Below are 26,806 nucleotides of genomic sequence, written 5' to 3' on the forward strand. Positions count from 1 at the left end.
TCCGGTGCTGCTCGCGCGGCTCTCCGGCGAGTTCACCACGTTGGGGACGCAGCTGGGCGTGCTCGGACAGGATCTGCGTCTGCTGCACGAGCAGGTCGCCGCTGATACGGGCGGCGTTCGGGGGGATTGCGGCCGATCCGAGCGGCCGGGTGGGCTCGTTGCCGGAGAGGCTCGCGGGTCTACTGCTGACACGTCGGGTGCGTCCGTGACCGGAGGCGCTCGCGGGTGGACAGCTGACGCGCCCGGTGGATCCGCGGCGGGGGGAACGCACGGGCGGACGGTCGACGACGCGAGTGCTCCGGTTCCGAGAAGTTCCGCACCGGGCGGGATGGGTACCCAGGCGTCGGGCGTTCCTGGTCGGACGGCAGCCGATACGGGTACGTCGTCCGGTGCGGCTCATACGCCCGCCGGTGGGGGGTTCGCGGGATCGGAGCGCGCTCCGTCCGGCGCCGTGCCATTTGGGACGCCGCCGCGGCCGGGCCATTCGCCGACGACCGGTATGCCGGTTCCCCCTCCACAGCCCCACTACGTTCCGCGTTCCGCCCCGTCGCCCGGTGGCGCATGGGGTGCTGCTCCGTGGCCGCCGAACGCACACGGTCCGATGCCGCCTCGACCGCCTGCCCCACCGCGCGCGAAGCCACCGGTGCCGCACACCCCGTGGTGGCAGCGCGACGGGGTGATCAGCCGGATCCTCGCGCTGGCCGGTGTCGCGGTGACGCTGATCGGCGTGGCGATGCTGCTGGTACTGGCCGCGCAGGCGGGGTTCTTCGGGCCGGTGCCGAGGGTTGTCGCCGGAGCGGCTTTCTCGGCTGCGCTGGTGGGTACCGGTGTGCGCGTCTTCCGGCGATCCGGCGGGCGGGTCGGCGGTATCGCGCTGGCGGCCACCGGTATCGCGGGCGCTTACCTCGATGTCGTCGCGCTGACCGCCATCTACCACTGGCTGCATCCGGTGCTCGGGCTCGCCGTCGCCTTCGGTGTCGCCGCCGCGGGCGTGGCGCTGGCGATGCAGTGGCGCTCGCAGCCTTTCGCGGTGCTGGTGGTCCTCGCCGCGGCGGCGCTGTCTCCGATCCTGACCACGCGGCCGGTCCTGCTCGCGTTCTTGATCGTGTTGCAACTGGCCTGCGTGCCGGTGCAATTGACGCGGAACTGGCCGTATCTGCACGTGGCACGGACATTGCCGGCTGTATTGGCGACGTTCGCGTTCGTCGCGGGGGTGATCCTCGGTACGCCCGCGGCCGAGGAGCGCACCTGGGTGCTCGTCGCCGCGGTGGCGGTCGCGCTGGTCGGGGTCACCGGGACACTCGTCGCCGTCCGGCATCGGGCCGCCGATGTCACTGCCTCGCTGACAATGGCGGCGGCGCTCGCGCCGATCCTGGTGGCTCCGGGGATGTTCGAGGGACGGTTGGTCCCGGTATCGGTGGCCTCGATCGCCGCCGGAGTGCTTCTGCTTGTCGCGGCGGTGACCATGGCGCCGAAACTGAACGCCTACCTGTGGATTCCGGGACATACCGCGCTCGTGGCCGCTGTCGTGGGCTCGATCGCCTTGCTCGAGGCGTGCGTCGGTGCGACCGGGCCGCGAACGCTCCCTACGGCGCTGCTGCTGGTGGCGCTGACATTCCTGGGCGTAGCGGGCCAGCGGAGATCACGTCCGGCGGCGGGTCTCGGCACGGCGTTCGCGGTGCTCGGGGGCTTCGCGCTGCTGAATGTCGCGAGCCCGGAAATACTCGCCTCACAGCATCGTTCGGAAGCGGAGCTGGGCATGGCGACCGTGCTCGGCGCGGTACTCGCCCTGGGCGTGGTCGCGGTGGCGCTGTGGTGCGCGCGGCGGGTGCCCGGCCCGGCCGCGGGCACCGAGTGGCAATGGATTACCGCCAGCGTCGCCGGGTTGTACGCCGTCACCGCGACGACGGTCTCCATCGGCGTCGCCACCCGGACGCCGAATGGCTTCCTCGTCGGCCACAGCGCCGCGACCATCCTCTGGATGGCAGCCGCGACCGCCGCCCTCCTGTTCGGCTTGCGCAGGCTCGCCACCGCACCCGCCGTGGCCAAACTCGCCCTGGGCTCAGGGCTGTTGGTCACGGCAGCCGCACTGGCCAAACTCTTCCTCTTCGACCTGGCCACCCTGGACGGACTGGTCCGCGTCGCCGCCTTCCTCATCGTCGGCATCCTGCTGCTCCTGGCCGGAACGCGCTACGCCCGCGCTTTCGCCGAGGTGACCATGGAGCACCGAGAGCGCTGAAGCGGTCCGCAGCTCCAGCGGCGGTGTCCGGCATACATCCAGCCGGACGCGTCAAGCCATGCACTCACGTCCGTCGGGCTGGAATACCGCCTGGTCAAAACTAGGGTGCGATGGTGTATATCCAACAGGTCGCTACCCGTACCATTACTCGTCCAATGTGAAGGAATCGAATTGCTCGCGAAGGCACTCGGAGAGTGATCGATTCAGGTCGATCATTCGGCGGCAGGCATGCCATCCCTTCACGAGCAAGTACAGCTCACTCGCGGTCGCGGCGGCGCAGTAGTTCGTTCACGCTGACCGTACGGCTATCGCCGCTATGGTGTCGACCCTCCTCGGGTCTGCCGACGTGGCGACGCGATGAGCGCAGTTCGGCCATCCAGCTTTCGATGCTGCTGCGGTTGGTAGTGTCCGGCCCGTTGTACGGCTCCGCGGGCGCCTCTGGCTCGGGTGCGCGATGCGCGGGACCATCGGAAGCTGCCGACGCTTCGACCGGCAGGTGCTGCGGCGCAAGAGGTGCGTTGGGCTGCTGCGCGAGGTCGACGGCAGGGTCCTGCGAGACGCCGTACCGCGAAGGAGTTTCGGGCGCGTGGGTTGCTGGCGGCGCGGGCGGCGTAATCGATGAGACGACAGGTTGTCGGCTTCCCCCGGAAAGAATCACCGACGGCACATCTGCGTGCGGCGCATTCTGGCGCTGGGGCCGATCTGCGGACGGCGCCAGTCGTGATCCTGCGGCGTCGTGCGGGTTTCCGGGCGGCACCGGTGGTTGCTGCTCGGCGTAGTCCTGCGCACGGCGCGGCGCGTTTGGGGTCGGCGGGATTCGACGCGGGCGAATCGGCTCGCCCTGCAGCGGTGTGGACTCCCGCGGAGTCGTCGGTCGCTGTCGGGTCGGATCGAGTGGCGGAGGCGCAGGCGGGCCCTGCGGTGCTGGCGACGGCGGAACCCGGTCCAGACGTCTGGTGGGCGCCTCGGCCTCGATCTCGGCGACCGTACGAGGTTTGCGCCTGCGCGGGACCTTGTTCGCGTCGGCGACTGCGGGTATCTGCATCGTCACCGGGTCGGTGATCGGCGTGGTCTTGACCAGATCGATGACGTCGCCGCCCCCGGGGCGTTCGTCATCGAGGATCGGCTCGCCGAGCCCGATCTTCTGCTGGATCTTCTTCATCCAGGCAGGCGCCCACCAGCAGTCGTCGCCGAGAAGTTTCATGGTGGCGGGTACCAGCAGCATGCGCAGAATAGTTGCGTCGATGAATAGCGCCGCGATGAGGCCGTAGGCGATGTACTGCATCATCACCAGGTCCGAGAACGCGAATGCGCCGACCACGACGAGCAGGATGAGCGCGGCCGCGGTGATGATGCGGCCGGTGTGAGCGGTACCTGCGCGCACCGCCTCGGTGGTGGAGGCGCCCATAGTGCGTGCCTCGACCATTCGGGAAAGCAGGAAGACCTCGTAGTCGGTGGACAGGCCGTAGATCACGGCGATGATCAACACCAGCACTGGCGACATGATCGGCTGTGGCGTGAAGTTCAGCAGCTTCGCACCGTGGCCGTCGACGAAGATCCAGGTCAAAATGCCGAGCGTGGACCCGAGGCCGAGGGCACTCATGAGCGCGGCCTTGATCGGCAATACCAGCGAGCCGAATGTGAGGAACATCAGCAGCGTCGTCACGAACATGACCAGCAAAATCATCAACGGCATGCGTTCGAGCAGCGCGTCGATGCTGTCCTTTTGGATCGTCGGCTGGCCGCCGACGTACAGTCGGACGTTGTCGGGGATATCGATCGAGCGCAGATACTCGATGGTGGGATCCGCATTTTCGGAATCATCCAGAGTCGCGCTCGTCCGATAGACGTTCGGTTGGCTGTTGGAGCGGCTCGGCACGTCGAAACCGGTGTGGCCGGGAGCCGCGTTGGCTTCCTTGTAGACCTTGCCGACCGCAGTGCTGTCGTCTGAGACCATGACGAGCTGGATCGGGTCGGTTTTCTTCAGTGGGAAGACCTCGTAGAAGTTCTCGAGAGCTACGCGGGTCTTGTTGTCCGGTGGCAGGTATCGCTCGTTGATGCCACCGAAGGCCAGGTTCTTCACCGGAATTATGAGCAACAGCAAGCCGATGCAAATAGGAACGGCGATCTTGAGCGGGTGCTTCATCACCCATTGCGTGATCCTGCCCCATAGACCGTGCTCGACTTCCTCTGCGGTCTTGGACTTGCGGAACCTCTTCAGACCGAGCATGTCCACGCGCGGACCGAGGACGCCGAGCATGGCGGGCAGGATCGTGATAGCGGTGAGCGCCGCCAGCGAGACCGTCGCAATCGTGCCGTAGGCGACTGATTTGAGGAAGCCCTGGGGAAACAGCAGCATGCCACCGAGGCTGGCGATGATCATCGTCGCGGAGAACACCACGGTGCGCCCCGCTGTTATCACCGAACGCCGCACCGCCGCACGGGTGTCGTAGCCTTCGGCCAGTTCCTCCCGGAAACGACTGACAATGAACAAGCCGTAGTCGATGGCGAGACCGAGGCCGATCATCGAGACGACACCCGAGACGAACGAGTTCACTTCGGTGAATCGGGTCAGGAACATGATGATGCCGTTGGCGCCGATGACCGTGAGACCGCCGACGACGAGCGGTAGGCCCGCAGCGATCAGTCCACCGAAGATGAAGAACAACAATACTGCGACGGCTGGAATGGCGAGCATTTCCATGCGCTTCTGATCGGCCGCCATGGTGTCGTTCAGAGTGCCCGCCACCGCTTGCAGACCGGTGACCTGGACGTCGACGCCCGGAATATAGAAAGTGTCCTTGACTTTCCGGAAGTTCCGTACCATCTCGGTGTCGTTGTCACCGACGATTGCGATCGAGGCGAAAGTGTACTTTTTGTCCTTCGAACCGAAGGTCGCCGGGAAACCGGGTCCGGTATCAGTTCGCCAATAGGCCCCGTTGACCATGGCGATCTCGTTCGGATGTTCCTTGGGCAGCCGGTTGAGACTGTCGACGATTTTCTGACGGAACTGCGGGTCTTCGATCGTCTTGCCCTCGGGCGCGGTGTAGAGGACGATAACGTCGCTGCTGTGATCGCGCCCGAACGCCGCATCGGCGATTCGCGCCGCTTCTGCCGACTCCGACGTCGGATCGTCCCATCCGCTGGAGCTGAGATGCTGCTCCAATCCGAGGCCGTAGCCACCGAGAGCCAGAAGACCGGCCACGACGACGCCGATGACGGCGAAACGCAGCCGGTATACCAGATCGCCCCAGCGTGTGAACACTAAGCGACTCCTTGGGCGGGGCGAGAGGTGAGCAGTGCCGACAGCGGCCGGAACGGCTGCAGCCAGGCACCCTCGTCGGGCAGCGAGTCGAGGCTCACCCGGGGCAGCGGTTCACGGAACACGCCCGGAATGTCCTCGAGGTCGATGAATTCGAGAGTATCGGATGTGACGGCCCAACTCGCGTGCTCGCGGAAGCCGAGCACCTGGACCGGCACTCCCTTGGCGGCGAGTTCCTCCAGCGGTTCGCGGAACGCCTGGCCGTCGGCCGAGGCGACCATGATGCCCGCCAGGCCGGCGCCGCGACTGCGTAAGGCGATGTGCGCCAGCATGTCGGCGTCGACGTCGGAGTCGTCGTCGATCTTGGGTTTGGCGAAGACCGCGTAACCGACGTTGCGCAGCGCCTCCACCCACGGGCGCACGACGTCGGCGGTGCCCGGGGCGATGTTGGTGAAGACGGTGGCCTCGGGTTCCACGCGGTGCACCGCGCCCACCGACAATTCGGCGGTCCGGGCCAGCAGCCAGCGGCCGAGCGCGTCGAACCGCGGGCGGTACGCGGCGGTGGGGCGCCCGCCGAGAATGGCGCCGAGGCCCATGTCGAGATTCGGGGCGTCCCAGACCAACAGGACGCGGCGCACGTCCGGCGTCGCTCCGCCCAGACCTTCCGCTCCGCCTCCGTGCACCTCCCCGGCAACATCGACCACTTCGTGGGCCATTTCACTGACGCTCATCGGTCGATCTTCCCCCATATGAGCTCGGTGATGGCGCTACCGGCGCGATGTGCCTTGCCTTCGAATTTCGTGACGGGACGCTCGAAACCGATCGGCGCTGTGCCACGATGCTCCTCGCTGACCCCGCCCGTGGCCTCGTTCAGGCCTTTGAGCAGGGGCTCTGCCATGCCGACCGTGTGAATGTGCTCGGCGTAGCCGGCATGGTCGGTGGCGACGTGCAACACGCCTCCCGGCTTCAGGCGACTGGCGATCAACGCGACCGTCGCGGGCTGCAGCAGCCGCCGCTTGTGGTGGCGCGCCTTCGGCCACGGGTCGGGGAAGAACACCCGGACACCGGACAGCGACTCGGCAGCAATCATGTTTTCCAGCACGTCGACCGCGTCTCCGCGCAGCAGGCGGATGTTCTCGATCCCTTCGCGCTCGATGCGCTGCACCAGCTGCGCGAGGCCGGGCTGGTAGACCTCGATGCCGATCAGGTTCAGGTGCGGCTCGGCCTGCGCCATGGCGGCCGTCGCGGTGCCGGTGCCGCAGCCGATCTCGATGACCAGCGGTGCGTCGCGGCCGAACCAGGCGGCCGCGTCCAGTGGCTCGTCGGCGACCTCGCGGCCGATCGAGGGCCACATCCGGTCCCAGGATTGCTGCTGGGTCGCGGTCAGCGCGCCCCTGCGCGACCGGAAGCTGGTGACTCGCGGGTACAGGCGGGAGCCGGTTTTGTGCCTGGGCCCGCCCTCGGCCGGAGCCGAACCTGTGGACGGCGGGCCCGGAACTGACTCGGCAGTATGGTTCGCGGCGTCGTTCACGGCGTCCATTGTCCAGCATCCTGCGATCGGTGCGGTAAGCGGTTACGTGCGGACCGCTGAGCGGGAGGTCAGGCCGCGCGTGCGGGCGCGATTCTGGACGCGGTCGGCTGTTGCTGGCGAAGCGGCCTGCCCAGTGCGACCTTGGCCGCGGTCACCGCCATCTCCAGCAGGCCACGCACACCCGAGGGCGAGGCCGCGACCGACCAGACGGTGGTGTCGCCCACATCGCTCACCGGTTGCCCGGCGAACCGGTCGGCCAGCCAGTCCAGGCTGAACGGCGTGGACAGCGGCAGCAGTGAGAAGTGCTCACTGAGCCGGTCGCGGACGTAGGTCACCGCGGCGCCGCCGCGGCGGTAGCGCGCCACCTGAGCATCGATACCGTCGATGTGGATGATCTGATCGTGGATGGGTTGCACCACCAGCAATGGGCAGGAGGGCGTCGTGTTGCCGAGCCGCAGGTCGTCGAACATCGCCCGCAGCTGCGGAGTGTCGAGTACCTCGGCGAGCGGGCGGTCGAGAAAGTCGTCCACCTTCTTGTGGGCGAGCCCGAGGATCGCCCCGAGCGGTGTCGCGTTCTCCGCGCGGACGACGAACCGGTGGCCCTCCGGGCTCAGTTCGTCGTCGATCAGCGAGCTCAACGCCGGATACAGCCTGCGCAGGGCGGCGATGACGATGGCGGGCAGGCCCGCGTAGGGGGTGCCGTTGAGCCGGTCGAAGACCTGGCGCGGGTCGCCGACCGGGGCGCCGAGCACCGCGCCGACGATGTCGAGTTCCGGAGCGTAGGTAGGGGCCATCTCGACCGTCCATGAGCTGGCCATGCCGCCACCGGAGTAGCCCCACACCGCGACGCGGGTCTGCGGGCCGAGGCCGAGCGGGCCGAAGCGCAGGGCGGCGCGGATGCCGTCGAGCGCCCGGTAGCCGGGCTCCCGCGGGGCGCCGAAGTTCCCGTGCGGCCCCTCGTGGTCGGCGATGCTCACCGCCCAGCCGCGGCGCAGCGCGTTCGCGACCAGGAGCCATTCGAACTGGGTGACCGATCCGAGTGCCCGCGCTCCGTGGCGCAGGGCGTAGGAGGGGGAGCACTTCTCGGTGACGGCGTCCATCGCGGTCTGGAAGGCCAGCAGCGGGCGATCCTCGTCCGGTTCCGCGTCCAGCGGCAGCAGGACCGTGGTGATCGCCGCTTCCGGCGCCCCGTGCAGATCACAGCTGCGGTACAGTAGCTGCCAGGCCGAGACCTGTTGCGGGACAATTCCGAACAGTGCCACGTCGATCTTCCTGCTGCGCAGGATGGTGCCGGGCGCCTTGGTCGCGAACCCCTTCGGTGGTCGATGGAACGGGTCCACGCTGGGCAGCAAGGGCTTGCGGTCCGCGGGACCGGCGGGCTCCGGCTCGACAGCGCCGATGACATTCGCGGTCATCGCAACCTCCTCATCGTCGAGGTCGGTTGCCGCATGCGAAAGGTGAAGCTGCGCACCGGTTATGGTGCCGACCACTTCTGCAGGGTAAGTGACCGGCGGGCGTCTGGGAACCCCGGAGTACACGGCGTTTCCGGCACTAGACTCCCGGGCATGAGCAGACCGACAGTATTCATCACCGGCGCGGCGGCCGGTATCGGCCGGGCCACGGCCTTGCTTTTCGCTGCGCAGGGATACCAGGTCGGGGCTTACGACCTCGATGAAGTCGGGCTGACCAGGCTTTCCGGTGATATCACAGCCGCGGGTGGCGCCGCGCACACCGGAGTACTGGATGTGACGAACGCCACGCAGTGGGCGGAGCGGCTCGCGGAGTTCCACGCGGCGACGGGGCGGCTGGACATCCTGGTCAACAACGCGGGCATTCTGCGCGCCGGACCGTTCGAGGCGATCGACCTCGCAGCCCATCGGGCGATCATCGAGGTCAACCTGACCGGCGTGCTCACGGGAACGCACAGCGCGTTCCAGTACCTTCGCGACACCCCGGGCGCCCAGGTGGTCAACCTCTGCTCGGCGTCGGCGATCTACGGCCAAGCCGAACTCGCGAGCTACGGTGCCAGCAAGGCGGCGGTCAAGAGTTTCACCGAGGCGCTGGACCTCGAATGGGAGCGCCACGACATCCGGGTGCTCGCGATCTGGCCGATGTTCGTGGCCACGGCCATGGTGGACGGCGTGACGACCGGGACGACGAAGTCGCTGGGTGTGCGGCTGACCGCCGACGACGTCGCCGCCGGGATCTGGGAGGCCACCCGCAAGCGCGCCCGGCTGCCGAAGGTGCACTACGAGATCGGCGCGCAGGCGAAAGTGCTGGCGACGGTCGCGAAATACGCGCCGAACTGGGCGGTGCGGACCGCGAACAAGTACTTCAGTGGCAGCTGAGCGGTCGAGCCTGTCCCCCGACCGGACTTCTGACAGAATTGCGCACCGTAAAGGGGGTGTGCGGCATGTCGACAGCCACTGATTCCGATGGGCCGCTGCGGGAGCGCGGCGTTCCCACGTCCGCTCACGATCAGCTCGACAAACTGCTCGGCGAGCTGCGCTTCGGCACGGGGCGCGATCCGCAGATCGGATACGCCGCGGCGGCCGCCGTCAGCGCTTGGCGCAAACCGCCGCGGATCCAGGTGGCCGGGCGTGCGCACACGGGGCGGACCACGGTGCTGCACGCGCTCGCGCTGATGTCGGCGGTGGAGACCGATCCGGTGGACCGGCCCGGGGCGCCCGATCCGGAACTCGACGCCGACATCGTCGTCTACGTGTTGTCGGCCGCGCCGTCGCCCGCGGATCGCAGGGTGCTGGCCACGCTGCCGCCGCAGCGCACGATCGCGGTGTTGAACAAGGCCGACGCGATCGGCTCCCGCTGGGGCGACGCGGTGGCCGCGGCACAGCAGTACGGCAGGGAACTGCGGATCCCGGTGGTTCCGGTGGTCGCGTCCCTGGCGACGCGCACCCGGGCGGGCGCGCTGACCGACGCCGATGTCGCCCTGCTGCGCAAGCTCGCCACCGATGCCGACCCCGCCCTGATCCTCGCGCCGGACCTGTTCGTCGCGCCGGGGCCGGACGCCGCCGAGCGCGAGCGGCTGCTGCTGCGCTGGGACCTGTACGGCGTGGCCTGCGCGTGCGCCGCCCTGCGCCACGATCCGGACCTCGCTCCGCAGCAGCTGTTGCAGATCCTGCACGCGGCCAGCGGCATCGATGCGCTCCACCAGTTGTTGCACTGCCGCTACGAGCAGGTGTCCGCGCTGCGCGGTGGCGAACTGCTCGACGAGCTGGCCCGCCTCGCCGCGCGCGCGATCCCGGAGGAGGGCGGCCGCGCGCGCGAGCTCCTGGAGTCCTATCTCTACAGCGACGATGCCCTGTGGATCGGGCTCTGCGCCGGCCTGGCCGGTCCCGACGTGGCCCACCTCGCCGCGGGATACGCGGCGCCCGCGCCCTCCGACGCCGACGATGCGCTGGCCCGCGCGAGCCGCTGGCGCGCCGTCGTCACCAGCGATATGCCCCCGCCCGCCCGCCGCGCCGCGTTGCGCGTGCACAACGGCTACGTCCGACTGTGGGAACGGATGAGCAGTGCCGGTCTCTGAGCCCCCGGAGCCGGTGCGTACGTCGTCCGAGGCGGATCCGGCGTCGCACGCCGGGGCCGATCGAGACCCGATCGTCCGGGCCGGTGCGACGGGCCGGGGCGGCGTCGACCCGCCCGCCGACGGTGAATCCGAGCACCCCGTCCGCGCGCTCGCGCCCGAGCTCGCGGCCGTGGTGGAGCGTTGGAATCCGCAGGGTATGGCGCTGCTGCGCGCGATAGACGGGTCCGGCGCCGCGGGGGCCGTCACCGTGATCGGTCCGGCCGACGTCAACACGACATTGTTGCGGACCGAACTCGCGCGGTTCGAACCCCGTGTCACGCTGTCGGAGCCGCGCGCCGACGCGGGCGCGGCGACGGAGACCACCGCACCCGCCGGGGCGGCCCCTCCCGCGGTGGCGTTGATCCTGCTCGACGCGGGCTCCATCATCGGCGCGGACGTGCTGGAGGTGATCGCTCGGCTGCGCGCGGACGGCACCCGTCTGCTGCTCGCCATGAACGGCATCCACGCCTATCAGGACTGGCGGGCGGTGCGGGGCCGGAACCTGGAATTGCTCGCCGCGCAGGGCTCCGCCGAGCTGGACATCGTGCCGGTGTCCGCCCGGCTCGCGGCCGCCGCGCGCACCGCGGGCGACGCCGGACTGCTCGATCGCTCCGGTTTGGGCGCACTGCACGCGCAACTCACCGCGGCGGCCGCCGCGGGTGGCGACCGGCGGGGCGCGGTCACCGCACGGGTCTTGGCCGACACCCGTCAGCGGGTGGCCGAGCAGGTGGCGACGCTGCGCTCCGGCGCCGAACCGGCGCGGCTGCGTGAGGAACGCGCCATCCTCCTGGCCGGTCGTGACGGAGGACGCGCCACCGCCATGTCCACCTTGCGCGGGCAGCTGCACTTGGCCCGGGTGGATCTGATGACCGAGATCGGCGCGAGCATCCGGGCGCTGCACACCGCGGTGCGCGCCGAACTGGATCGGCTGCGTCCCGCGGAGCTCGCCGGTTACCCCGCGCGGTTGCAGCAGGCCGTCACCGACATGACCGGCGCGCTCGACCACGTCATCGACCTGCGACTGGCCGAACTGAGCGCCCGGATCGACAGCACGGACGGCGCGCCGACGCGCAGGCGCGACCCGGCCCCTCGGGTCGGCCCGGATCCCGAGCCCCGCCATAAAGGTGTCGAAGATCACCTCATGGTCGCGCTCGGCGCGTCGGCCGGTGTCGGCCTGGGTCGCTTGCTGGTTGCTCCGTTCTCGCTGGTACCGGCCTTGGACGTGGCGAGCGTGCCGGTCACGTTGCTGCTCGGGGGCGGCGCGGCGGCATGGGTGGTACGTGCCCGCAGGCAGCTGGCCGATCGAGCGCACATCCGGCAATGGATCGCCGACGCGTTGGTCAACGTAAAAGCCCAGCTCGAGCAGCGGGTGGCGACCGCGCTCGTGGAAGCGGAGGCTGTTTTGGCAGATCACGTGGTCCGAGCAAGCACCGCGCGAATGATCGAGACGGATCGCCGGGTGGCCCGGTTGGAGACCGACTTGCGCCGGATGGCGGCCGAACAGCCGGGACAGCTCGCCGCATGCGAGCGCGATGTCGGGATCCTCGATCGCTGGATCTCACCTGTTGAAACGAACGACCGATTGGGTACACAGTGAGGAACCCGATACCGTACCGGCCGTCACATCGCGTTAACCTCTATTCAGGAACTTGGGCGTCCGCTAAGTCCTGATCTGCCGCCCTCCTGGGGTGCGCGTTCGACCGGTCGGAGCGGGCGCCTTCCCGCCAACGGTGGCGCTCGGTGCATTCGCGCTGGTCATGGGCCTAGGGCCAGGCGGCGAAGCAGCGAGTAGCCGCCCATCTCAGGAGAGTTTTCATGACGTCAGCGACCATTCCTGGTCTTCGTGGATCCGACGGCAAGGCGCCGACCGAGCACAGCGAACTACTCGCCTGGGTACAAGAAGTCGCCGAACTCACCCAGCCGGATCGTGTGGTCTGGGCGGACGGCTCCGACGAAGAATGGGAGCGGCTGACCGAGCAGCTCGTGGCAGCGGGGACGTTCAAGCGGCTGGACGAGAAGAAGAAGCCGAACTCCTTCCTCGCCCTCTCCGATCCCTCCGACGTGGCCCGGGTGGAGTCCCGCACGTTCATCTGTTCGAAGTCCGAAGCCGACGCCGGCCCCACCAACAACTGGGTCGACCCCGCCGAGATGCGCGCCACGATGACCGAGCTGTACCGCGGCTCGATGAAGGGCCGCACCATGTACGTGGTGCCGTTCTGCATGGGTCCGCTGGGCGCGGATGACCCCAAGCTCGGCGTCGAGATCACCGACTCCGAGTACGTCGTGGTGTCGATGCGCGTGATGACCCGCATGGGCGCCGCAGCCCTGGAGAAGCTGGGCGCCGACCGTCCGTTCGTGAAGGCGCTGCACTCCGTGGGCGCGCCGCTGGCCGAGGGCCAGGCCGACGTGCCGTGGCCGTGCAACGACACCAAGTACATCACCCACTTCCCCGAGGACCGGGAGATCTGGAGCTACGGCTCCGGCTACGGCGGCAACGCCCTGCTCGGCAAGAAGTGCTACTCGCTGCGGATCGCCTCGGCGATGGCCCACGACGAGGGCTGGCTGGCCGAGCACATGCTGATCCTCAAGCTGATCTCGCCGGAGAACAAGGCGTACTACATCGCCGCCGCGTTCCCGAGCGCCTGTGGCAAGACCAACCTCGCGATGATCCAGCCCACCGTGCCGGGCTGGCGCGCGGAGACCCTGGGCGACGACATCGCCTGGATGCGCTTCGGCAAGGACGGCCGCCTCTACGCGGTGAACCCCGAGTACGGCTTCTTCGGCGTCGCGCCGGGCACCAACCGCAGCTCCAACCCGAATGCCATGGCCACCATGGAGGCCGGCAACACGGTCTACACCAACGTCGCGCTGACCGACAACGGCGACGTGTGGTGGGAGGGCCTGGAAGGCGAGCCCGATCACCTGATCGACTGGAAGGGCAACGACTGGTATCTGCGGGAGACCGAGACGCTGGCCGCCCATCCGAACTCCCGCTACTGCACGCCGATGGCGCAGTGCCCGATCCTGGCGCCCGAGTGGGACGACCCCCAGGGCGTGCCGATCTCCGCGATCCTGTTCGGCGGCCGCCGCAAGACCACCGTCCCGTTGGTCACCGAGTCCTTCGACTGGCAGCACGGTGTGTTCATGGGCGCGACGCTGTCCTCCGAGCAGACCGCGGCCGCCGAGGGCAAGGTGGGCACCGTCCGCCGCGACCCGATGGCCATGCTGCCGTTCCTGGGCTACCACGTCGGCGACTACCTGGGCCACTGGATCAACCTCGGCAAGAACGCCGATGCCGCCAAGCTGCCGAAGATCTTCTACGTCAACTGGTTCCGTCGCGGTGACGACGGCCGCTTCCTGTGGCCCGGCTTCGGCGAGAACTCCCGCGTGCTGGAGTGGATCGTCGGCCGCATCGAAGGTTCCGCCGAGGCCGAGGCGACCGCGATCGGTAACGTGCCGACCGCTACGCAGCTCGACCTGGACGGGCTGGACGTCGACCCCAAGGACGTCGACGAGGCGCTCGCGGTGAACGCCGAGGAGTGGCGCAAGGAGATCCCGCTGATCGAAGAGTGGTTCGAGTTCGTCGGTGACAGGCTGCCTTCCGGCGTGCGCGACGAGTTCGAGGCGCTCAAGGAGCGTCTGGGCTGACACTCCACCCAAAGTAGCACCTCGCCCGCACCATCTGTCGGATGGTGCGGGCGATTTGTTCTGCGCGACAGAGGTTTTGTCGCTGCGAGCGAGATTCTGCCGAGGGCCAAGTCTCGTGCGTGGATGGTTCGGCCCGACAGCCGTCTTCGCCCATCTGGTCGTCTGGTCGTGCCCGCTATCCGCGATGTCGTTGCGGCGCAGACGGCGCGGCGTCGGCGCCCTACCGGTTCGCACACGGCTCCGTGGTGGGGACGCAGGTTGCGCGGACCTCGACTCCAGCGTCGAGGCGGGTTCCGTGCGGCCACACAGCGGTTCGGCGTCGCAGGCAACCCGGCATGGTCGGGTCGAGTCGCGCCGCCGCTGTCGAAGCAATCGAGACTCATCGGGATTGCGATTCGGAGATGTGCTCGACGCGCGTCGCGGCTTTGATGGTGTCGCGTGACGACCGCCGGTTATGCCGGGATAGGGCATGACGGGCCGCGTACGAATTCGTTGCCGGTTACATGATTCCGATGGCTTCGAGTTGATCCAGAATTTCCGACACTCGCGTGTGAATCGATCTCATGCTCGCCACGAGCGGCACATCGTCATTTGTATCCGGAACATTCATCACGACGGTTGCCGCGAGTCGATTGCTGTATGTGAGCTGGGACTGCGTGAAGCCGGGGCGGAGCCGCAGACGGAAATGCTTGAAAACGGCCCCCGGTACGAGTTCGTGTACCGTTGGACCAGGGGTGTCTATGACTTCGTAGTCATTCGATGACGGGAAAATCAGCTCGGGTCTGAATTGATTGGTAACACGCAGGCGGCAGTGTCGGTCACGGGTGTCGAGTTTGCGGAGAAGGCCCAGCGGGTGGTGCGCGGGCAGGGGATCATGAAAAGGCTGATGGCGGAGAATTATGACTGTGGTGACGGCGTCGAATATTTCCTCGACGCATATCTCCGCACCTTTGCTGTTCGTATTGCTCAACAGAATGGGGAAATGCTCGGCATGCGGATACACCGCGCGGTCGAGCGCGGCCCGCAGGTTGGTGAGTGCATCGCCCGTGATGAGGGCCCAGTCGTCGGGTGCATCGGATACGCTGATCGCCGCTACTTCGCAGTCGATCTCGTTGTCGTATTCGATGCTCGGGGAAAGATAGACTCGGACTTCGACCTTATTCTCTTCCTGATATTCCGAGATCATGCGTTCGAGGTCGTTGATGTGGTGCCACGCGCGAGCGAGCTTCTGCCGTCCGCTTGCGATGCCGGTGACACCGTTCATGGCATCGAGCATACTCACACGGCTCGGGTTTGCCCAGTGAATAACGGCGCAGAGCATTCTGTCTCCGCACATAATGGCCTGGATCGAAGACGGTGGAAACAGTTGTCGAGTGGAGCGAAGTCGTCGAATGGAAAATGGATATCAACGGCCGGAAAACTGGATGCAGTCGTCAAAGAATGGCTTACTGTGCATTTGTGTCCGGTACCGCCGTGCGCCCTTGCGGTGCGGCTGCGTCATTCGGTCGGCGGCGTAGCTGCCGCAGGTCATGGGCGAGTTCGATCAAGTTCTCCTGCCGCGATGCGCTGAGCCGTGCGTTCAAGCCACTCGACGTCGTGTCGGAGACGTGACAGCAAGTAGTGCGCCTCGATCATGTGGACTTCGGGTGCGGCCGAGGCGTGGATGGTCTGTTCGAGTTCGCGGACCGCGTCGCTGATGAGTTCGACTCGCTTCCCGAGAACGGCGACGGCTTCCCCGCGCGGGAGGATCCCGAGGTACGCGAGCGCGGTGACGAATGTGGGACCTCCAGTTGGGTCGGCTTCGCGAAGTTGCCGCTGCACCCGCGAGGCGAGCGCGGACACGCCCGATTCGGTCACAGTGAGGTCGGCGCGGTCGTTGTCGTTCGTTGCGGCGACCCAGCCTTCTGCCATCAGACGGTCCAGCAGTGTGTAGACGGTCGCATTACGCACCCGGAGGTAGTCGTAACGCCGCCTGAGTTCGCTGAACAGCGCGTATGCGTGGCGTGGCTGCTCGACCAGGAGGCCGAGAATGGGCAACACCAGCGGATTGTCGAGCGCGTTCTTGGGCACGTCGGAAGACTATCCAACCCTTACCTGAGCAGTAGTCGTATACGGTTAGCCGTATACGACTACTGGAGGCGTCATGATTTTCGGGATCTGGCCCGGCGTTGTCGCGGCCGACTTGGTCGACTTCCGACCACTCGACTGCCCACCGGAAGACCCCGCCGCTACCCTGGCGGCACTTCGGCATCTGCAAGGTGACGCGACCACCTTCTACGTGCGCTGCTACCGGCACTTCGGAGCCGGCGTGAAGCAGTGGCCGGGCAATTCCCGCACGCCCCGCCGTCCTGAGCTGTACGCCGGAGGCGGGCGTCTGATCGACCTGGTCGCCTGCTATCAAAGTCCGGAGCCGGACCCGAGAGGCTTCGCCGAGTTCGTCCGCGAAGCTGTTCGAGACGTCGCCGAATGGGGTGGTGGCAAAGTGCAAGTCGGCGAGGAGTTGAACATGCCTGTACCACAGGACGGGGGCAGCCCGGGATGCTTCGACGCCGTTGCGGCCGGGATCGCCGCCGCGCTCGAGGAACGTGAGCGACTCGGCGTCGAGATCGAGATCGGCGTGAACTCGGCAGGCATGGCAGATCCGGCCTTCTGGCGGCGGATGACCGGCTCGGTCGGCGGAGAACTCGTCGCGGCACTGGACTACATCGGTTTGGATGCCTTTCCCGATGTATTCCACCGCATCCCACACGATCAGCTCGCCGCTTCGGTCGCGTTCCTACTGGAGCGTTTCCGTTCTGTCACAACAGGAGCCGGAGTCCCCGAGAGCACGCCCATTCACGTCACCGAAACGGGATGGCCGACCGGCGCCGATCGGGACGAGACGACTCAGCGAGCCGTCCTGGAGACCGTGGCCGACGCCGCTCTCGATTCCGGGGTCGGTGTCACGGCGTATGAGTTCTTCGGGCTGCGAGATGGGCGTAGCGACGCGGGATGGACCAGCCGTTTCGGACTCTTGCGCGACGACTACACGCCCAAGCCCGCTTTTCACGCCATCCGCGACCTCATCGCCAGCCGATCCACATCGTGACTGCGAGTTCGCGCTCACAGTGTGGTCGGCCTCCTGGCCGGGGAGTCGGGCCGCACGTCGAGTTGTGCGGGCAGCAGTGTCACGCGTTTCGCGTCGGCTCGTCCTACTGCGGTTCGCCCTTCCTCGATGCGCCCCTCGCAGGGCGGATTTATTCGGCGAGCGGGGACATCCGGACCATGGTCTGGAAACCCGCCCTGTTGAGCCAATGAATCCGGCCCTCCGGCATCGCCTTTGCTTCCGCTCGGAAGGCGGCGACGGCGTGCCGTTCGAATTCCAGCCGCGGGTGCCGGCGCAGCAGTTCGGCGACCCAATCACGGTCCAGTTCCGCCAGTCGCGTGCCGAGCACGTCCACTGAGGCTCCCGCGGAGACGAAACCGCCGGTGTCGCTGAGATCGTCGGCGACGCCGGGTGTGAGGTGGGCGGCGATGGCCGCGCCGATTGCCTCGGCCCGTTCCGGTGGCGCGCCTGCGCCCAGCGCGAGGGCGGCCGCGCGCTCGCCGCCGACCACGGCGAAACACCTTCCGGGCGTGGGTTTTTCGAGTTGCAGGTCGTGCAGTAGGCAGGAGATGTAGACGAGTTCGTCGTCGTAGGTCGCGGCGTCGAGGTCGGCCAGGACCCGTCCGAAGTAGTAGGTCCGCAGCGAATGGTTCAGCATGTGCGGCGACAGCGACTCGCGCGCCTCGGTCTCCGCCGCGACGGCGAGCGTGGAATCGGGTAGCCGGAGCCCGGCGAACTCCAGCCTTCCCCGTCCCCGCCGCCCCAGCGCGAGCCGGATCCGGTTGGTCACCATCGCGGGCAGCGTGCGTGCGGTCGCGACGGCCAACCTGCGGCGCTGCTCTTTCGACAATGCGCCCCCGGTGCGGGTGGCCCATGCCCAGTCGAGGCCCGTCGGTGCGGCCACGATGCCCTCCTTCTGATCGGAACTCGGTGTGCATTGCAGTCAAGCGGGCATCCTGATGCGCGACGAGTGGCGTGAATGACAGTATGGCTCGGATTCCTGCCAAACTGGGACGATGAAGCAAGTGGTGGCGCTCGCTCTGGATGGCGTAATGGCCTTCGATCTGGCCTGTGCTGTGCAGGCGTTCCGGCACGGGCCGGGTAAGACCGGGGAGCCGTCCGGGTTCGAGATGCGGACCTGCGGCGTGCGGCCGGGGCCGGTGTGGACGCCCAATGGCTTCGAGCTGCGGGTGGAGCACGGGTTGGCGGCGCTGGGGGAAGCGGATCTCGTCGTCGTGCCCGGCATCGGGATTCCGACGCTTCCCACCCCGCCGGAGGCGCTGATCGCCTTGCGCGGCGCGGCCGCGCGGGGCGCGACGATGGTGAGTATCTGCGTGGGCGCGTTCATCCTGGCCGAGGCCGGACTACTGGACGGACGACCGGCGACCACGCACTGGGCCTACTGCGGCGAGTTCGCCGAGCTGTATCCGGCGGTGAAACTGGACCCGACGGCGCTGTACGTCGATGACGGTGATGTGCTGACCTCCGCCGGGCTGTCGGCGGGCCTCGACCTGTGCCTGCACATCGTCCGCCGGGAGATGGGCGCGCATGCCGCGGCGGAACTGGCCAGGTGGAATGTCACCGCGCCGCATCGGGAGGGCGGGCAGGCGCAGTACGTTCCGGAGGGGGCCGGCACGACGGCCCGCGATGGTGGTCTCGCCGCCACCCTGGCATGGGCGGTCGCCGAACCGGCTGCGGCGGTGGATGTCCCGGCGCTCGCCGCGCACGCGTTGATGAGCGAACGTACTTTCATCCGTCGCTTCAAGGCGGAAGTGGGGACCACGCCGCGGCGGTGGCTGGACGCCCAGCGCACCGCTCGTGCCCGGGAACTTCTGGAAACCACGCGTTTGCCGGTGGAAGTCGTTGCGGCGAAGGCCGGCTTCGGCAGCGTCACCGCCCTCCGGGTGCATCTGCGAGCGGCGACCGGCGCCACACCCGCCTCGTATCGCCGATCACTGGGCCGGTGAACACGGCTGGACAGTTGTCCACAAGGTGAACAACGTTGTGCGGCCGAGGTTTCCATGATTCGGGCTGCGGCGCTATCAGAGATGGCTGCACGATGGGGTGGCGATGGAGAGCGAGAATCCGCGAATCTGCCACGGCTGTAGGGGTTTAGCCCTGGACAGAACGGGGTAATGATCTTGTTGAGAGATTTCGTGTACTCGTGACTTATGCTTGGCGTGTTCTACCTTCCCCATCACACAGTCGGATTACCAACGGTTAACTGATCGACTGAACTACTTCCCTACCGACATCGGACCCGCGGTGCCCGCGGCGTACGGCGAGATCGACGCGAGAGGTGGTTGGAGCATGGCCGATCTGGAGACGGCGACGTCCCTTGCCCCCATGGTTGCCGAATTCGAGTCGGCGACCGCGAGCACCCCGCTGCGCCGGGCCGCGGGGCGGCTGCTGGCGGTGCTGCCGCCCGGGTGGCGCGTCGAAGTTGTCGACGCGCCGGCCGGGCGTTACGGCAGTCGTGCGCCGCTGCTGCGGGTGGTCATGCCACCCGACTGATCATCCGGCCCAGCCGAGGGGCATGAGCAGCGATTTCTGCTCGCAGAACGCATCGAGACCCTCCGGGCCGTTCTCGCGTCCGAGCCCGGAGGACTTGTAGCCGCCGAACGGCGAAGTCGGGTCGAAGGCGTACCAGTTGATCGCGTAGGTGCCGGTGCGCACCCGCGCCGCGAGCTCGGCTCCGTGTTCGATGTCGGTCGTCCACACCGAGCCCGCGAGGCCGTAGACCGAGTCGTTGGCGATGGCGACGGCTTCGTCCTCGGTCTCGTACGGGATGACCGACAGCACCGGCCCGAAGATCTCCTCCTGGGCGATGGTCGACTTGTTGTCCACGTCGGCGAAGATCGTCGGCTCGACGAACCAGCCCCGGTCCAGCCCCTCCGGGCGCCCGCCGCCGAGCACGAGTCGCGCGCCCTCGGTCTTGCCCTCGGCGATGTAGCCCTCGACCCGGTCGCGCTGACGCTCGGAGATCAGCGGGCCGAGCAGCACGCTCGGGTCGTTGGGGTCGCCCACCTTCATCGTCTTCACATGTTCGACCAGCGCGTCGAGCATCTCGTCGTACCGGCTGCGCGGGGCGAGGATGCGGGTCTGCGCGACGCAGCCCTGACCGCTGTTCATCAAGCCGGAGAACGCGAGCACCGGGATACTGGCCGCGAGGTCCATGTCGGGCAACAGGATCGCCGCCGACTTGCCGCCGAGTTCGAGCGAGACGCTCTTGAGCTGACCGGTGGCGATGGCCCCGATCTTCCGGCCGACCGCGGTGCTTCCGGTGAAGGTCACCTTGTCCACGCCGGGATGCGAGACGAGGTACTCGGCCGCGTCGGGCTCGGCGGGCAGCACCGACAGCACGCCTTCGGGCAACCCGGCCTCGGTGAAGATGTCGGCGACCATGTTGGCCGTGATCGGCGTCAACGGGGCGGGCTTCAGTACCACGGTGCAGCCGGCCAGCAGGGCCGGTGCGAGCTTGTTGACCGCGAGGAACAGCGGGACGTTCCACGCTGTGACCGCCGCGACGACGCCGCGCGGCTCACGGGTGACCCGCGTGGTGCCGAACCCGCCGACCCTGGTCTCGCGCCAGGGGAAGGACTCGGCCAGGGCGGCGTAGGCGTCAAGTGCGGCGACCGCGGGGATCTGGTTCAGCGTCATCGCCATCATCTGCGGCACGCCGACCTCGGCGGTCAGCGCGGCGAGCAGGTCCGGGGAGCGCTGCTCGATCAGCCGGGCCGCGCGGGTGAGCACCTCGGCGCGCTCCTTCGGCGGCGTCGCGGGCCACGGGCCGTGGTCGAAAGCGTGCCTGGCCGCGGCCACCGCGGCGTCGACGTCGGCCCGGCTCACCGCCGGGACGCTGCCCACCGGCTCGACCGTGGCCGGCGAGATGACCTGGATGCGCTCGGCGGTGGCTGGCGCGGTCCAGCGGCCGCCGATGAACAAGCTGTCGTAATGCATGAGAACACGTTACAGTTTTGCTCTGCCATTGTCTGTAACCTGTTCCAGTTTTGTGCGGCGACAGCGCTCTGGCCAGTGTGAATCCCGACCTCTCGGTTCGCTTTTCGCAGAACGCACTATTGCGTTCTGTTGCTGGAAGGGGGATGCTGTAGCGACATATCAGCTCGCTCCATTACCGAACCGTTACCGCAAACTGGGGAGTCCGAGTCATGGCGGTGCAAGTGATCGGCCGGTCGCTGATGACCAGCGATCAAACCGAGCATCAGGCTAAGTGTGTCGGCCACGGCGGGTGGGTGGTCTCCTTCCTACCCGGCCGTACCCTGACGATCGAGCAGGCGACCGCGGCCATGCAGGCCGCGGAGGCGGTCGCCGCCGTCGGGATGCTGGCCGATCTGGTCGGCCTCACCACGCTCGAGACCGTCGGATTGGCCATGCGGGAATCGCCGTGGAGCGAGCCCGTGCACGCGCCCTGCGGCAAGCGGCACTGGCGCCGCGGGTGGCTAGAGGCTTAGTTCGGCTAACTTTTGGTTGCCACCACGACCAGATTGCTCACAAGTAACTCACGTACCATCGGCACCCGGACCAACCACCACGCCCAGCGGGGGTGGTACCGCGGGAAGACGGTGTGCACCTCCGCCGGAGTGCCTGCCGCCCAGCGCAATCCGTCCGCGGCCCGCACCGCGAACAGTGAGGTGCCGAACCTGTTCTTGGGTTCACGCCCGTGCTTGCGCCGGTACCGGCGAGCGGCGTACTCACCACCGAGGTAGTGCCAGGGGCCGGTCTCGTGCCCGCCGAACGGGCCGTGCCACACCGTGTAGGAGAGCACGATCAACCCGCCCGGCCTGGTCACCCGCACCATCTCGTCGGCCATCACCCACGGTTTCGAGACGTGCTCGGCGACGTTCGACGAGAAACAGATGTCGACGGCGTCGTCACGGAACGGCAGCGCCATCCCGGAGCCGCGGACCGCGCCCGCCACCGAGAGCCCCGCGGCGTGCATCTCCGTCGGGTCGGGCTCCACCGGGATGTAGCTCGCCCCCGTGCGGGCGAACTCGTCGGCGAAGTAGCCCGGCCCCCCACCCACGTCGAGGATCGTCGCGCCGTCCAGCGACCGGCCGGTGAGGTCGGTGTAGAAGTCGGCGATCATCGCCGAGGTGTCGGCGGCCAGACCCCCGTAGAACAGCGCCGGATCGGTCTGCTCGAACCGGAAACTACCGAGCAGCCGCAGCGACCGGCGCAGGGTCGCCCGGCGGGCGAACCGGGGCGAGTCGCTGCGCGTCGGCGTCGTTTCGGCTTTGAGCACGGCGCCGAGTCTCGCACAACCCCGATGCTGGGCATCTCGGGCGGGTGCTCGGGTTAGGGTGTAGCGCGACATCCGACGTTCCCAACACCTACCGACCGAGAGAAGCTCCACCGTGCGCGAAGTCCTCCTGCTCTGCTGGCGTGACACCGGGCACCCGCAGGGCGGCGGCAGCGAGCGGTACCTCGAGCAGGTCGGCGCGCAGCTCGCGGCACGCGGGGTCAAGGTCACCCTGCGCACCGCCCGCTACCCCGGGGCGCCGCGGCGGGAACGGGTCGACGGCATCGATATCAGCCGCGCGGGCGGACGCTACACGGTGTATCCGCGAGCGCTCGCCGCGCTGCTGCTCGGCAGGATCGGTCTCGGCCCCTTGCGCGGCCTGCGGCCGGACGCGGTGATCGACACCCAGAACGGCATCCCGTTCTTCGCCACCGCCGTCACCACGGCGCCGTCGGTGGTGCTTGTGCACCACGGCCACCGTGAGCAGTGGCCGGTGGCGGGCCGGCTGGTCGGTCGCATCGGCTGGTGGATCGAGTCGCGGCTGTCTCCGCGCGTGCACCGGCACAACCAATATCTGACCGTTTCGCTCCCGTCGGCGGAGGAGTTGGCCACGCTCGGTGTGGACCGCACGCGAATCGCTGTGGTCCGCAACGGAGCTGAACCTGTTCCAGTCGACGCGCCGACCGGCGCCGCGGAAACCCGTACTCCCGCACCCACTGTCGTGGTGCTCTCCCGTCTGGTGCCGCACAAGCAGATCGAAGACGCGCTCGCGGCCGTGGCCCGGCTGCGCGACCGCGTTCCCGGCCTGCGCCTGGACGTGATCGGCGACGGCTGGTGGGCGGACAACCTGCGGGACAACGCTCGTGAACTCGGCATCGCCGACGCCGTCACCTTTCACGGGCACGTGGACGAGCGCCGCAAACACGAACTCCTCGCCCGCGCATGGGTGCATGTGCTGCCGTCCCGCAAAGAAGGGTGGGGCCTCGCGGTGATCGAAGCCGCCCAGCACGGCGTGCCGACGGTCGGCTACCGGAGTTCGCGCGGACTCACCGACTCCATCGTCGACGGCGCCACCGGCATCCTGGTCGACGACGTCGCCCAGTTGGCCGATGCCGTCGGTGATCTGCTGGACGATCCCGGCGCCCGCACGGTCATGGGTGAGAAGGCCCGCGCCCGCGCTCGCGAATTCTCCTGGGAGCAAACCGGGAACGGCGTCTACGAAGTGCTGGCCGCGGCTGCCCGCGGCGAGCACACGAGCGGGTTGCTCGCGCCACGGACCGTCGACTGAACGTGCCGCCGTCCGGCCGGAATCAAGACGCCGGATGGTCCCGAATGTCGGACACCGACGAATTGCTACGGTTAGCAGAGCTGTCTCCGTTGTCGCGCAGATCGAGGTCGTGCTCAGGGCGGGGCTGAACGCCGCGACCATCCGGCGATATCTGGATCGCGTGCGTACCGGCGAGCGAGGCGTCACCGTCGACCTGTGCCCAGCCCTGCGAGCTCGACCGGATCGCCGCCCGACTGCCGGCACAGCAGGCGGCGGTGGAGTCGACGCGGCGCAGGCTGGACGTTTCTGCCCGTACCCGCCCCTCGCCGCCGGACAGTTTCGGTCAGTTTCGTGGTCGCTCGGGGAATCGCGCGCGCGTGCCGAGGGCGGCGAGCGGGCCCGCGACGAGCATCGCGCCCCAGAGCAAGTGGGCCGCGGCGGCGACGGCCCGGTGTGCGGTCGTCGATCGTCCGCGCTCGACGACACCGGGCACGCGATACAGCGCGAGTTCGGCGTCCTCGTAGACCCGCTCGACGCCGGCCAGGGTCGCGGCCGATGCACCGAGCGGCCCGGGGGTGGTTCGTTCGACGAGGACCCAGCCCACTCCGAGGCGGGCCAGCTCCGCGGGGGAGCCGCCGCGCAGCAGCAGGGTTTCCACTTCTCTGGCGCGGGTGCCTTCGCCGGACACCGTGCGCCCGCGCACGGGTAGCTCGCCGGTCTGCAAGACGTCATTGGGCAGCATTCGCGGCGCCGGGTCCAGCACGGGCGCGGCCCCGCTGTAGCGGAACTTGCGGAACATCCCGCCCGGCAGTACGGCGATGTCGCCGGGACCGTCGATCCGGTCGGCGACCTGCTGCCAACCGGCGGGATAGCGCACCGGGCGGACAGCCCCACCGGCGCCCCAGGCGAGGTCGTACAGCGGCAGCATCAGAAGCGCCACGAAGACCACCGCGACCGCGGACGTCACCGCGGGCAGCGCCGTCGCGGGCCGGTCCGCTGACTCCCTCCGGGACGACAGACGCCGGGCCGTGGCCGCGCATCCCGCCGCCGCGCACAGGGCATAGGCGGGCATGGCCAGCGCCACGTACTTCTGGGTGTCCCGCAGCAAGCCCGCACCCGGCACGTGGGCGACCAGCCACTCCAGTGCGCTGATGCCCCACGCCGTCGCTGCGAGCGCGGGAAACAGGATCGCGACCGCTGCGAGCAGCAGCAATGCGCGGCGGACGTGGCGATTGTCGGGGTCGGCGCCACCGGTGGCCAGGGCGCGCACGCCCAGCGCGACGAGCGCCAGCAGCGCAAGAGTGCCGATCGCGGCCAGCGGTGTGGTGCGCGAATTCGGTACCGCCTCGGAGTTCCAGATCCCGCCGAGGCCGGCCAGGCTGCCGAGCGTGCCGAGACCGGGTTCGCCCCGCGCGGCGAAGGCCGCGATGCCCGCGGGATCCGACGGCTCGGCGCCCGCACCCGACAGCGCGGTCGCGACGAGCCATGGCGCGGAGGCGGCGAGCCAGAGGCCGAGCGCCGCGAGGAGTTGGCGTCGATGCACCAGCGCGAAGGCGGTCACGCCCGCCAACAGCGCACCGGTCGGGGTGAGCCCCGCCGCGGCGAGTGACCCGGCCAGTGCCGCCCAGGCGGATACCGTAGCGGTCGGCGGGGCCTTCCCGAAGTCTTCGGTTCCCTGTGGTGCGGGACGTTCGATCAGGCCGTTCGCGTGCTGTGCGGGTGTGTTCGACAGAGTCCGCCTGCGCCGTTTCGCGGTGGCCGTGGATCTTAGGCGGTAACCGGCCAGCGCTGTCCATGGCAGCGCGGCGTAGCCGGCCAGCAGGCTCCAATGCCCTTGCAGCAGACGCTCGGCCACATATGGGTTCCACAACGCGACCGTCGCGGCCACCAGTTGCGGGCCGAGCGACGCGCGCAGCAGTTCGCGCGCGAGCGCCGCGGCCCCGTACGCCGCGGCCCACAGCGCGACGACGAGAATCGCTTTGACCAGCAGCCCGCCGTCGACGAACGCCGACAGCACGGCCAGCAGCGCATCCTGCGGCACCGCCCGGGGCGCGGCGTCGCCGAGACCGAGCGCCGAGTTGGTCGGATAACTGCGTGGCGTGCTCACCGCGTCGCGCAGGAGCAGGTATCCCGGCGCCAGCACGGGTGCGGTCACCAGCAGCGACCCGGCCGCGCTGTATCCAGCAGCCACCGCTCGGTCTCGACCGCTCCCATTCACGCCTGAGCACTGTACGTCCCGCTGTCTTCCGTCGCCGAGTCAGCGGGGCCGGGTCGGTGTCCCGAACTGCCTGATCCATGGCGAGCGCCGGTCGCACTGCGGCGGGGCGGGACGGGCGACGGCCTGTGCGGGTGGGACGATGAACCTCGTGTCTGCTGTCCGTCGGTTTCCTGTGGTGGCGGATCTGACGTGGGTGACGGCGGGTGCGATGACCGCGAACGTCGCCGGGTATCTGTTGCAGCTGCTGGCCGGGCGGTGGCTGGGAGTCACCGGCTACAGCGAGTTCGCGAGTCTGCTCGCCGTGCAGCTGCTGTGCGCGGTTCCGGCGCTGGCGTTGCAGAACGTGGTGGCGAGGGAACTCGTGCGCGGCGCGGGGACGGCTGCGCTGCGCGGGCTCCAGTGGCGGTGCGCGGTGATCGTGGCCTTGGCGGCCGCGACGCTGGTGCCGCTGGTCGCCGTCACGCTGAACGTGGGGGTGGCCGCCACCGCGGCGGCGCTGGGTGCGGCGCCCGCGCTGGTGCTGTTGTCCGGTGAGCAGGGAGTGTTGCAGGGCGGCAAGCGGTTTCGAGCGTTGGGAACGGTGCTCGGCGCGGCAGGGATCGCCAGGGTCGCGCCCGCGCTGGTGATCCTCGCGCTGGGCGGCGGCGCGACGCTCGCCCTGTGGGCCGCGGCCTGCGGAGTCGCGGTGGCGGCGCTGCTGGCCAGGATCG

At 68.7% G+C, this 26,806-nt stretch carries 20 protein-coding genes and 1 pseudogene; 11 read left to right on the forward strand and 10 right to left on the reverse strand.

The genetic code is table 11. The annotated features are described in order from the left end of the window. The first annotated feature begins 643 nt into the window (after positions 1–643). Positions 644–2,239, forward strand: coding sequence for a DUF2339 domain-containing protein (locus NA8_RS20575; protein ID WP_245663922.1), 1,596 nt, complete (start codon positions 644–646; stop codon positions 2,237–2,239). Positions 2,240–2,495: 256 nt separating this feature from the next. Here NA8_RS20575 and NA8_RS20580 read toward each other — a convergent pair whose 3' ends face one another. Genes NA8_RS20580 through NA8_RS20595 form a run of 4 tightly spaced genes read right to left on the reverse strand, consistent with a single transcriptional unit; the run spans position 2,496 to position 8,447 of the window. Then, a complete protein-coding gene (locus tag NA8_RS20580) occupies positions 2,496–5,504 on the reverse strand; it encodes an MMPL family transporter (protein ID WP_063051992.1) in 3,009 nt (1,002 codons plus the stop codon). After that, positions 5,504–6,232 (reverse strand): NYN domain-containing protein, encoded by a 729-nt coding sequence (locus tag NA8_RS20585; protein ID WP_084466953.1) that lies wholly within the window; start codon positions 6,230–6,232, stop codon positions 5,504–5,506. Before NA8_RS20585 ends, NA8_RS20580 begins: the two co-directional genes overlap by 1 nt. Beyond that, the gene (gene trmB, locus NA8_RS20590) at positions 6,229–7,041 is read right to left on the reverse strand and encodes a tRNA (guanosine(46)-N7)-methyltransferase TrmB (RefSeq protein WP_084466954.1); all 813 of its coding nucleotides are present in this window, start codon (positions 7,039–7,041) and stop codon (positions 6,229–6,231) included. The genes NA8_RS20585 and trmB overlap by 4 nt, the downstream gene beginning before the upstream one ends. 59 nt (positions 7,042–7,100) lie before the next feature. Next, a complete protein-coding gene (locus NA8_RS20595; protein ID WP_063051993.1) occupies positions 7,101–8,447 on the reverse strand; it encodes a lipase family protein in 1,347 nt (448 codons plus the stop codon). A gap of 150 nt (positions 8,448–8,597) precedes the next feature. Between NA8_RS20595 and NA8_RS20600 the strand changes: the two genes are divergently transcribed. The 4 genes from NA8_RS20600 (at position 8,598) to NA8_RS20615 (ending at position 14,266) form a co-directional block, all read left to right on the forward strand. After that, positions 8,598–9,380 carry an SDR family oxidoreductase gene (locus NA8_RS20600; protein ID WP_040871059.1) on the forward strand — a complete coding sequence of 261 codons (783 nt, stop codon included), beginning with the start codon at positions 8,598–8,600 and terminating at the stop codon, positions 9,378–9,380. A 65-nt stretch (positions 9,381–9,445) separates the two neighbouring features. Continuing rightward, positions 9,446–10,579, forward strand: a complete 1,134-nt coding sequence (locus NA8_RS20605) for a P-loop NTPase family protein (protein ID WP_063051994.1) — start codon at positions 9,446–9,448, stop codon at positions 10,577–10,579. Next, positions 10,566–12,215: a hypothetical protein gene (locus tag NA8_RS20610; RefSeq protein WP_245663923.1), complete on the forward strand. Its 1,650-nt coding sequence runs from the start codon at positions 10,566–10,568 to the stop codon at positions 12,213–12,215. Before NA8_RS20605 ends, NA8_RS20610 begins: the two co-directional genes overlap by 14 nt. A gap of 218 nt (positions 12,216–12,433) precedes the next feature. Next, positions 12,434–14,266 (forward strand): phosphoenolpyruvate carboxykinase (GTP), encoded by a 1,833-nt coding sequence (locus NA8_RS20615; RefSeq protein ID WP_063051995.1) that lies wholly within the window; start codon positions 12,434–12,436, stop codon positions 14,264–14,266. 499 nt (positions 14,267–14,765) lie between these two features. On the opposite strand, the gene NA8_RS20620 is transcribed toward NA8_RS20615, so the two are convergent. After that, entirely contained in the window at positions 14,766–15,530 is a 765-nt protein-coding gene (locus tag NA8_RS20620) for a hypothetical protein (RefSeq protein WP_063051996.1), read from the reverse strand. A gap of 263 nt (positions 15,531–15,793) precedes the next feature. Then, positions 15,794–16,336, reverse strand: coding sequence for a PadR family transcriptional regulator (locus tag NA8_RS20625; RefSeq protein WP_063051997.1), 543 nt, complete (start codon positions 16,334–16,336; stop codon positions 15,794–15,796). Positions 16,337–16,409: 73 nt separating this feature from the next. On the opposite strand from NA8_RS20625, the gene NA8_RS20630 reads away from it, so the two are divergent. Continuing rightward, a complete protein-coding gene (locus tag NA8_RS20630; protein ID WP_063051998.1) occupies positions 16,410–17,354 on the forward strand; it encodes a hypothetical protein in 945 nt (314 codons plus the stop codon). A 148-nt stretch (positions 17,355–17,502) separates the two neighbouring features. On the opposite strand, the gene NA8_RS20635 is transcribed toward NA8_RS20630, so the two are convergent. Continuing rightward, the gene (locus NA8_RS20635; RefSeq protein WP_063051999.1) at positions 17,503–18,255 is read right to left on the reverse strand and encodes an HD domain-containing protein; all 753 of its coding nucleotides are present in this window, start codon (positions 18,253–18,255) and stop codon (positions 17,503–17,505) included. 112 nt (positions 18,256–18,367) lie between these two features. On the opposite strand from NA8_RS20635, the gene NA8_RS20640 reads away from it, so the two are divergent. Both NA8_RS20640 and NA8_RS20645 read left to right on the forward strand, forming a co-directional pair. Next, entirely contained in the window at positions 18,368–19,318 is a 951-nt protein-coding gene (locus NA8_RS20640) for a GlxA family transcriptional regulator (RefSeq protein ID WP_063052000.1), read from the forward strand. Positions 19,319–19,661: 343 nt separating this feature from the next. Then, entirely contained in the window at positions 19,662–19,865 is a 204-nt protein-coding gene (locus NA8_RS20645; RefSeq protein WP_157106804.1) for a hypothetical protein, read from the forward strand. On the opposite strand, the gene NA8_RS20650 is transcribed toward NA8_RS20645, so the two are convergent. After that, complete coding sequence (locus NA8_RS20650) at positions 19,866–21,311, reverse strand: aldehyde dehydrogenase (RefSeq protein WP_063052002.1); 1,446 nt, start codon at positions 21,309–21,311, stop codon at positions 19,866–19,868. A gap of 209 nt (positions 21,312–21,520) precedes the next feature. Here NA8_RS20650 and NA8_RS20655 point away from each other — a divergent pair, with 209 nt between their 5' ends. After that, positions 21,521–21,823 carry a hypothetical protein gene (locus NA8_RS20655; protein ID WP_040871049.1) on the forward strand — a complete coding sequence of 101 codons (303 nt, stop codon included), beginning with the start codon at positions 21,521–21,523 and terminating at the stop codon, positions 21,821–21,823. Positions 21,824–21,828: 5 nt separating this feature from the next. On the opposite strand, the gene NA8_RS20660 is transcribed toward NA8_RS20655, so the two are convergent. Further along, positions 21,829–22,614, reverse strand: a complete 786-nt coding sequence (locus tag NA8_RS20660; protein ID WP_063052003.1) for a class I SAM-dependent methyltransferase — start codon at positions 22,612–22,614, stop codon at positions 21,829–21,831. Positions 22,615–22,726: 112 nt separating this feature from the next. Here NA8_RS20660 and NA8_RS20665 point away from each other — a divergent pair, with 112 nt between their 5' ends. Beyond that, a complete protein-coding gene (locus NA8_RS20665; protein WP_063052004.1) occupies positions 22,727–23,899 on the forward strand; it encodes a glycosyltransferase family 4 protein in 1,173 nt (390 codons plus the stop codon). 322 nt (positions 23,900–24,221) lie between these two features. Here NA8_RS20665 and NA8_RS20670 read toward each other — a convergent pair whose 3' ends face one another. Further along, complete coding sequence (locus NA8_RS20670; protein WP_369690264.1) at positions 24,222–26,069, reverse strand: MmpA family trehalose lipid delivery protein; 1,848 nt, start codon at positions 26,067–26,069, stop codon at positions 24,222–24,224. Positions 26,070–26,235: 166 nt separating this feature from the next. Here NA8_RS20670 and NA8_RS20675 point away from each other — a divergent pair. Then, positions 26,236–26,806: pseudogene (locus NA8_RS20675) on the forward strand (polysaccharide biosynthesis protein); the annotation flags it as partial.

The organism is Nocardia arthritidis NBRC 100137 (genome assembly GCF_001612765.1).
In the GTDB taxonomy this organism is placed as follows: domain Bacteria; phylum Actinomycetota; class Actinomycetes; order Mycobacteriales; family Mycobacteriaceae; genus Nocardia; species Nocardia arthritidis.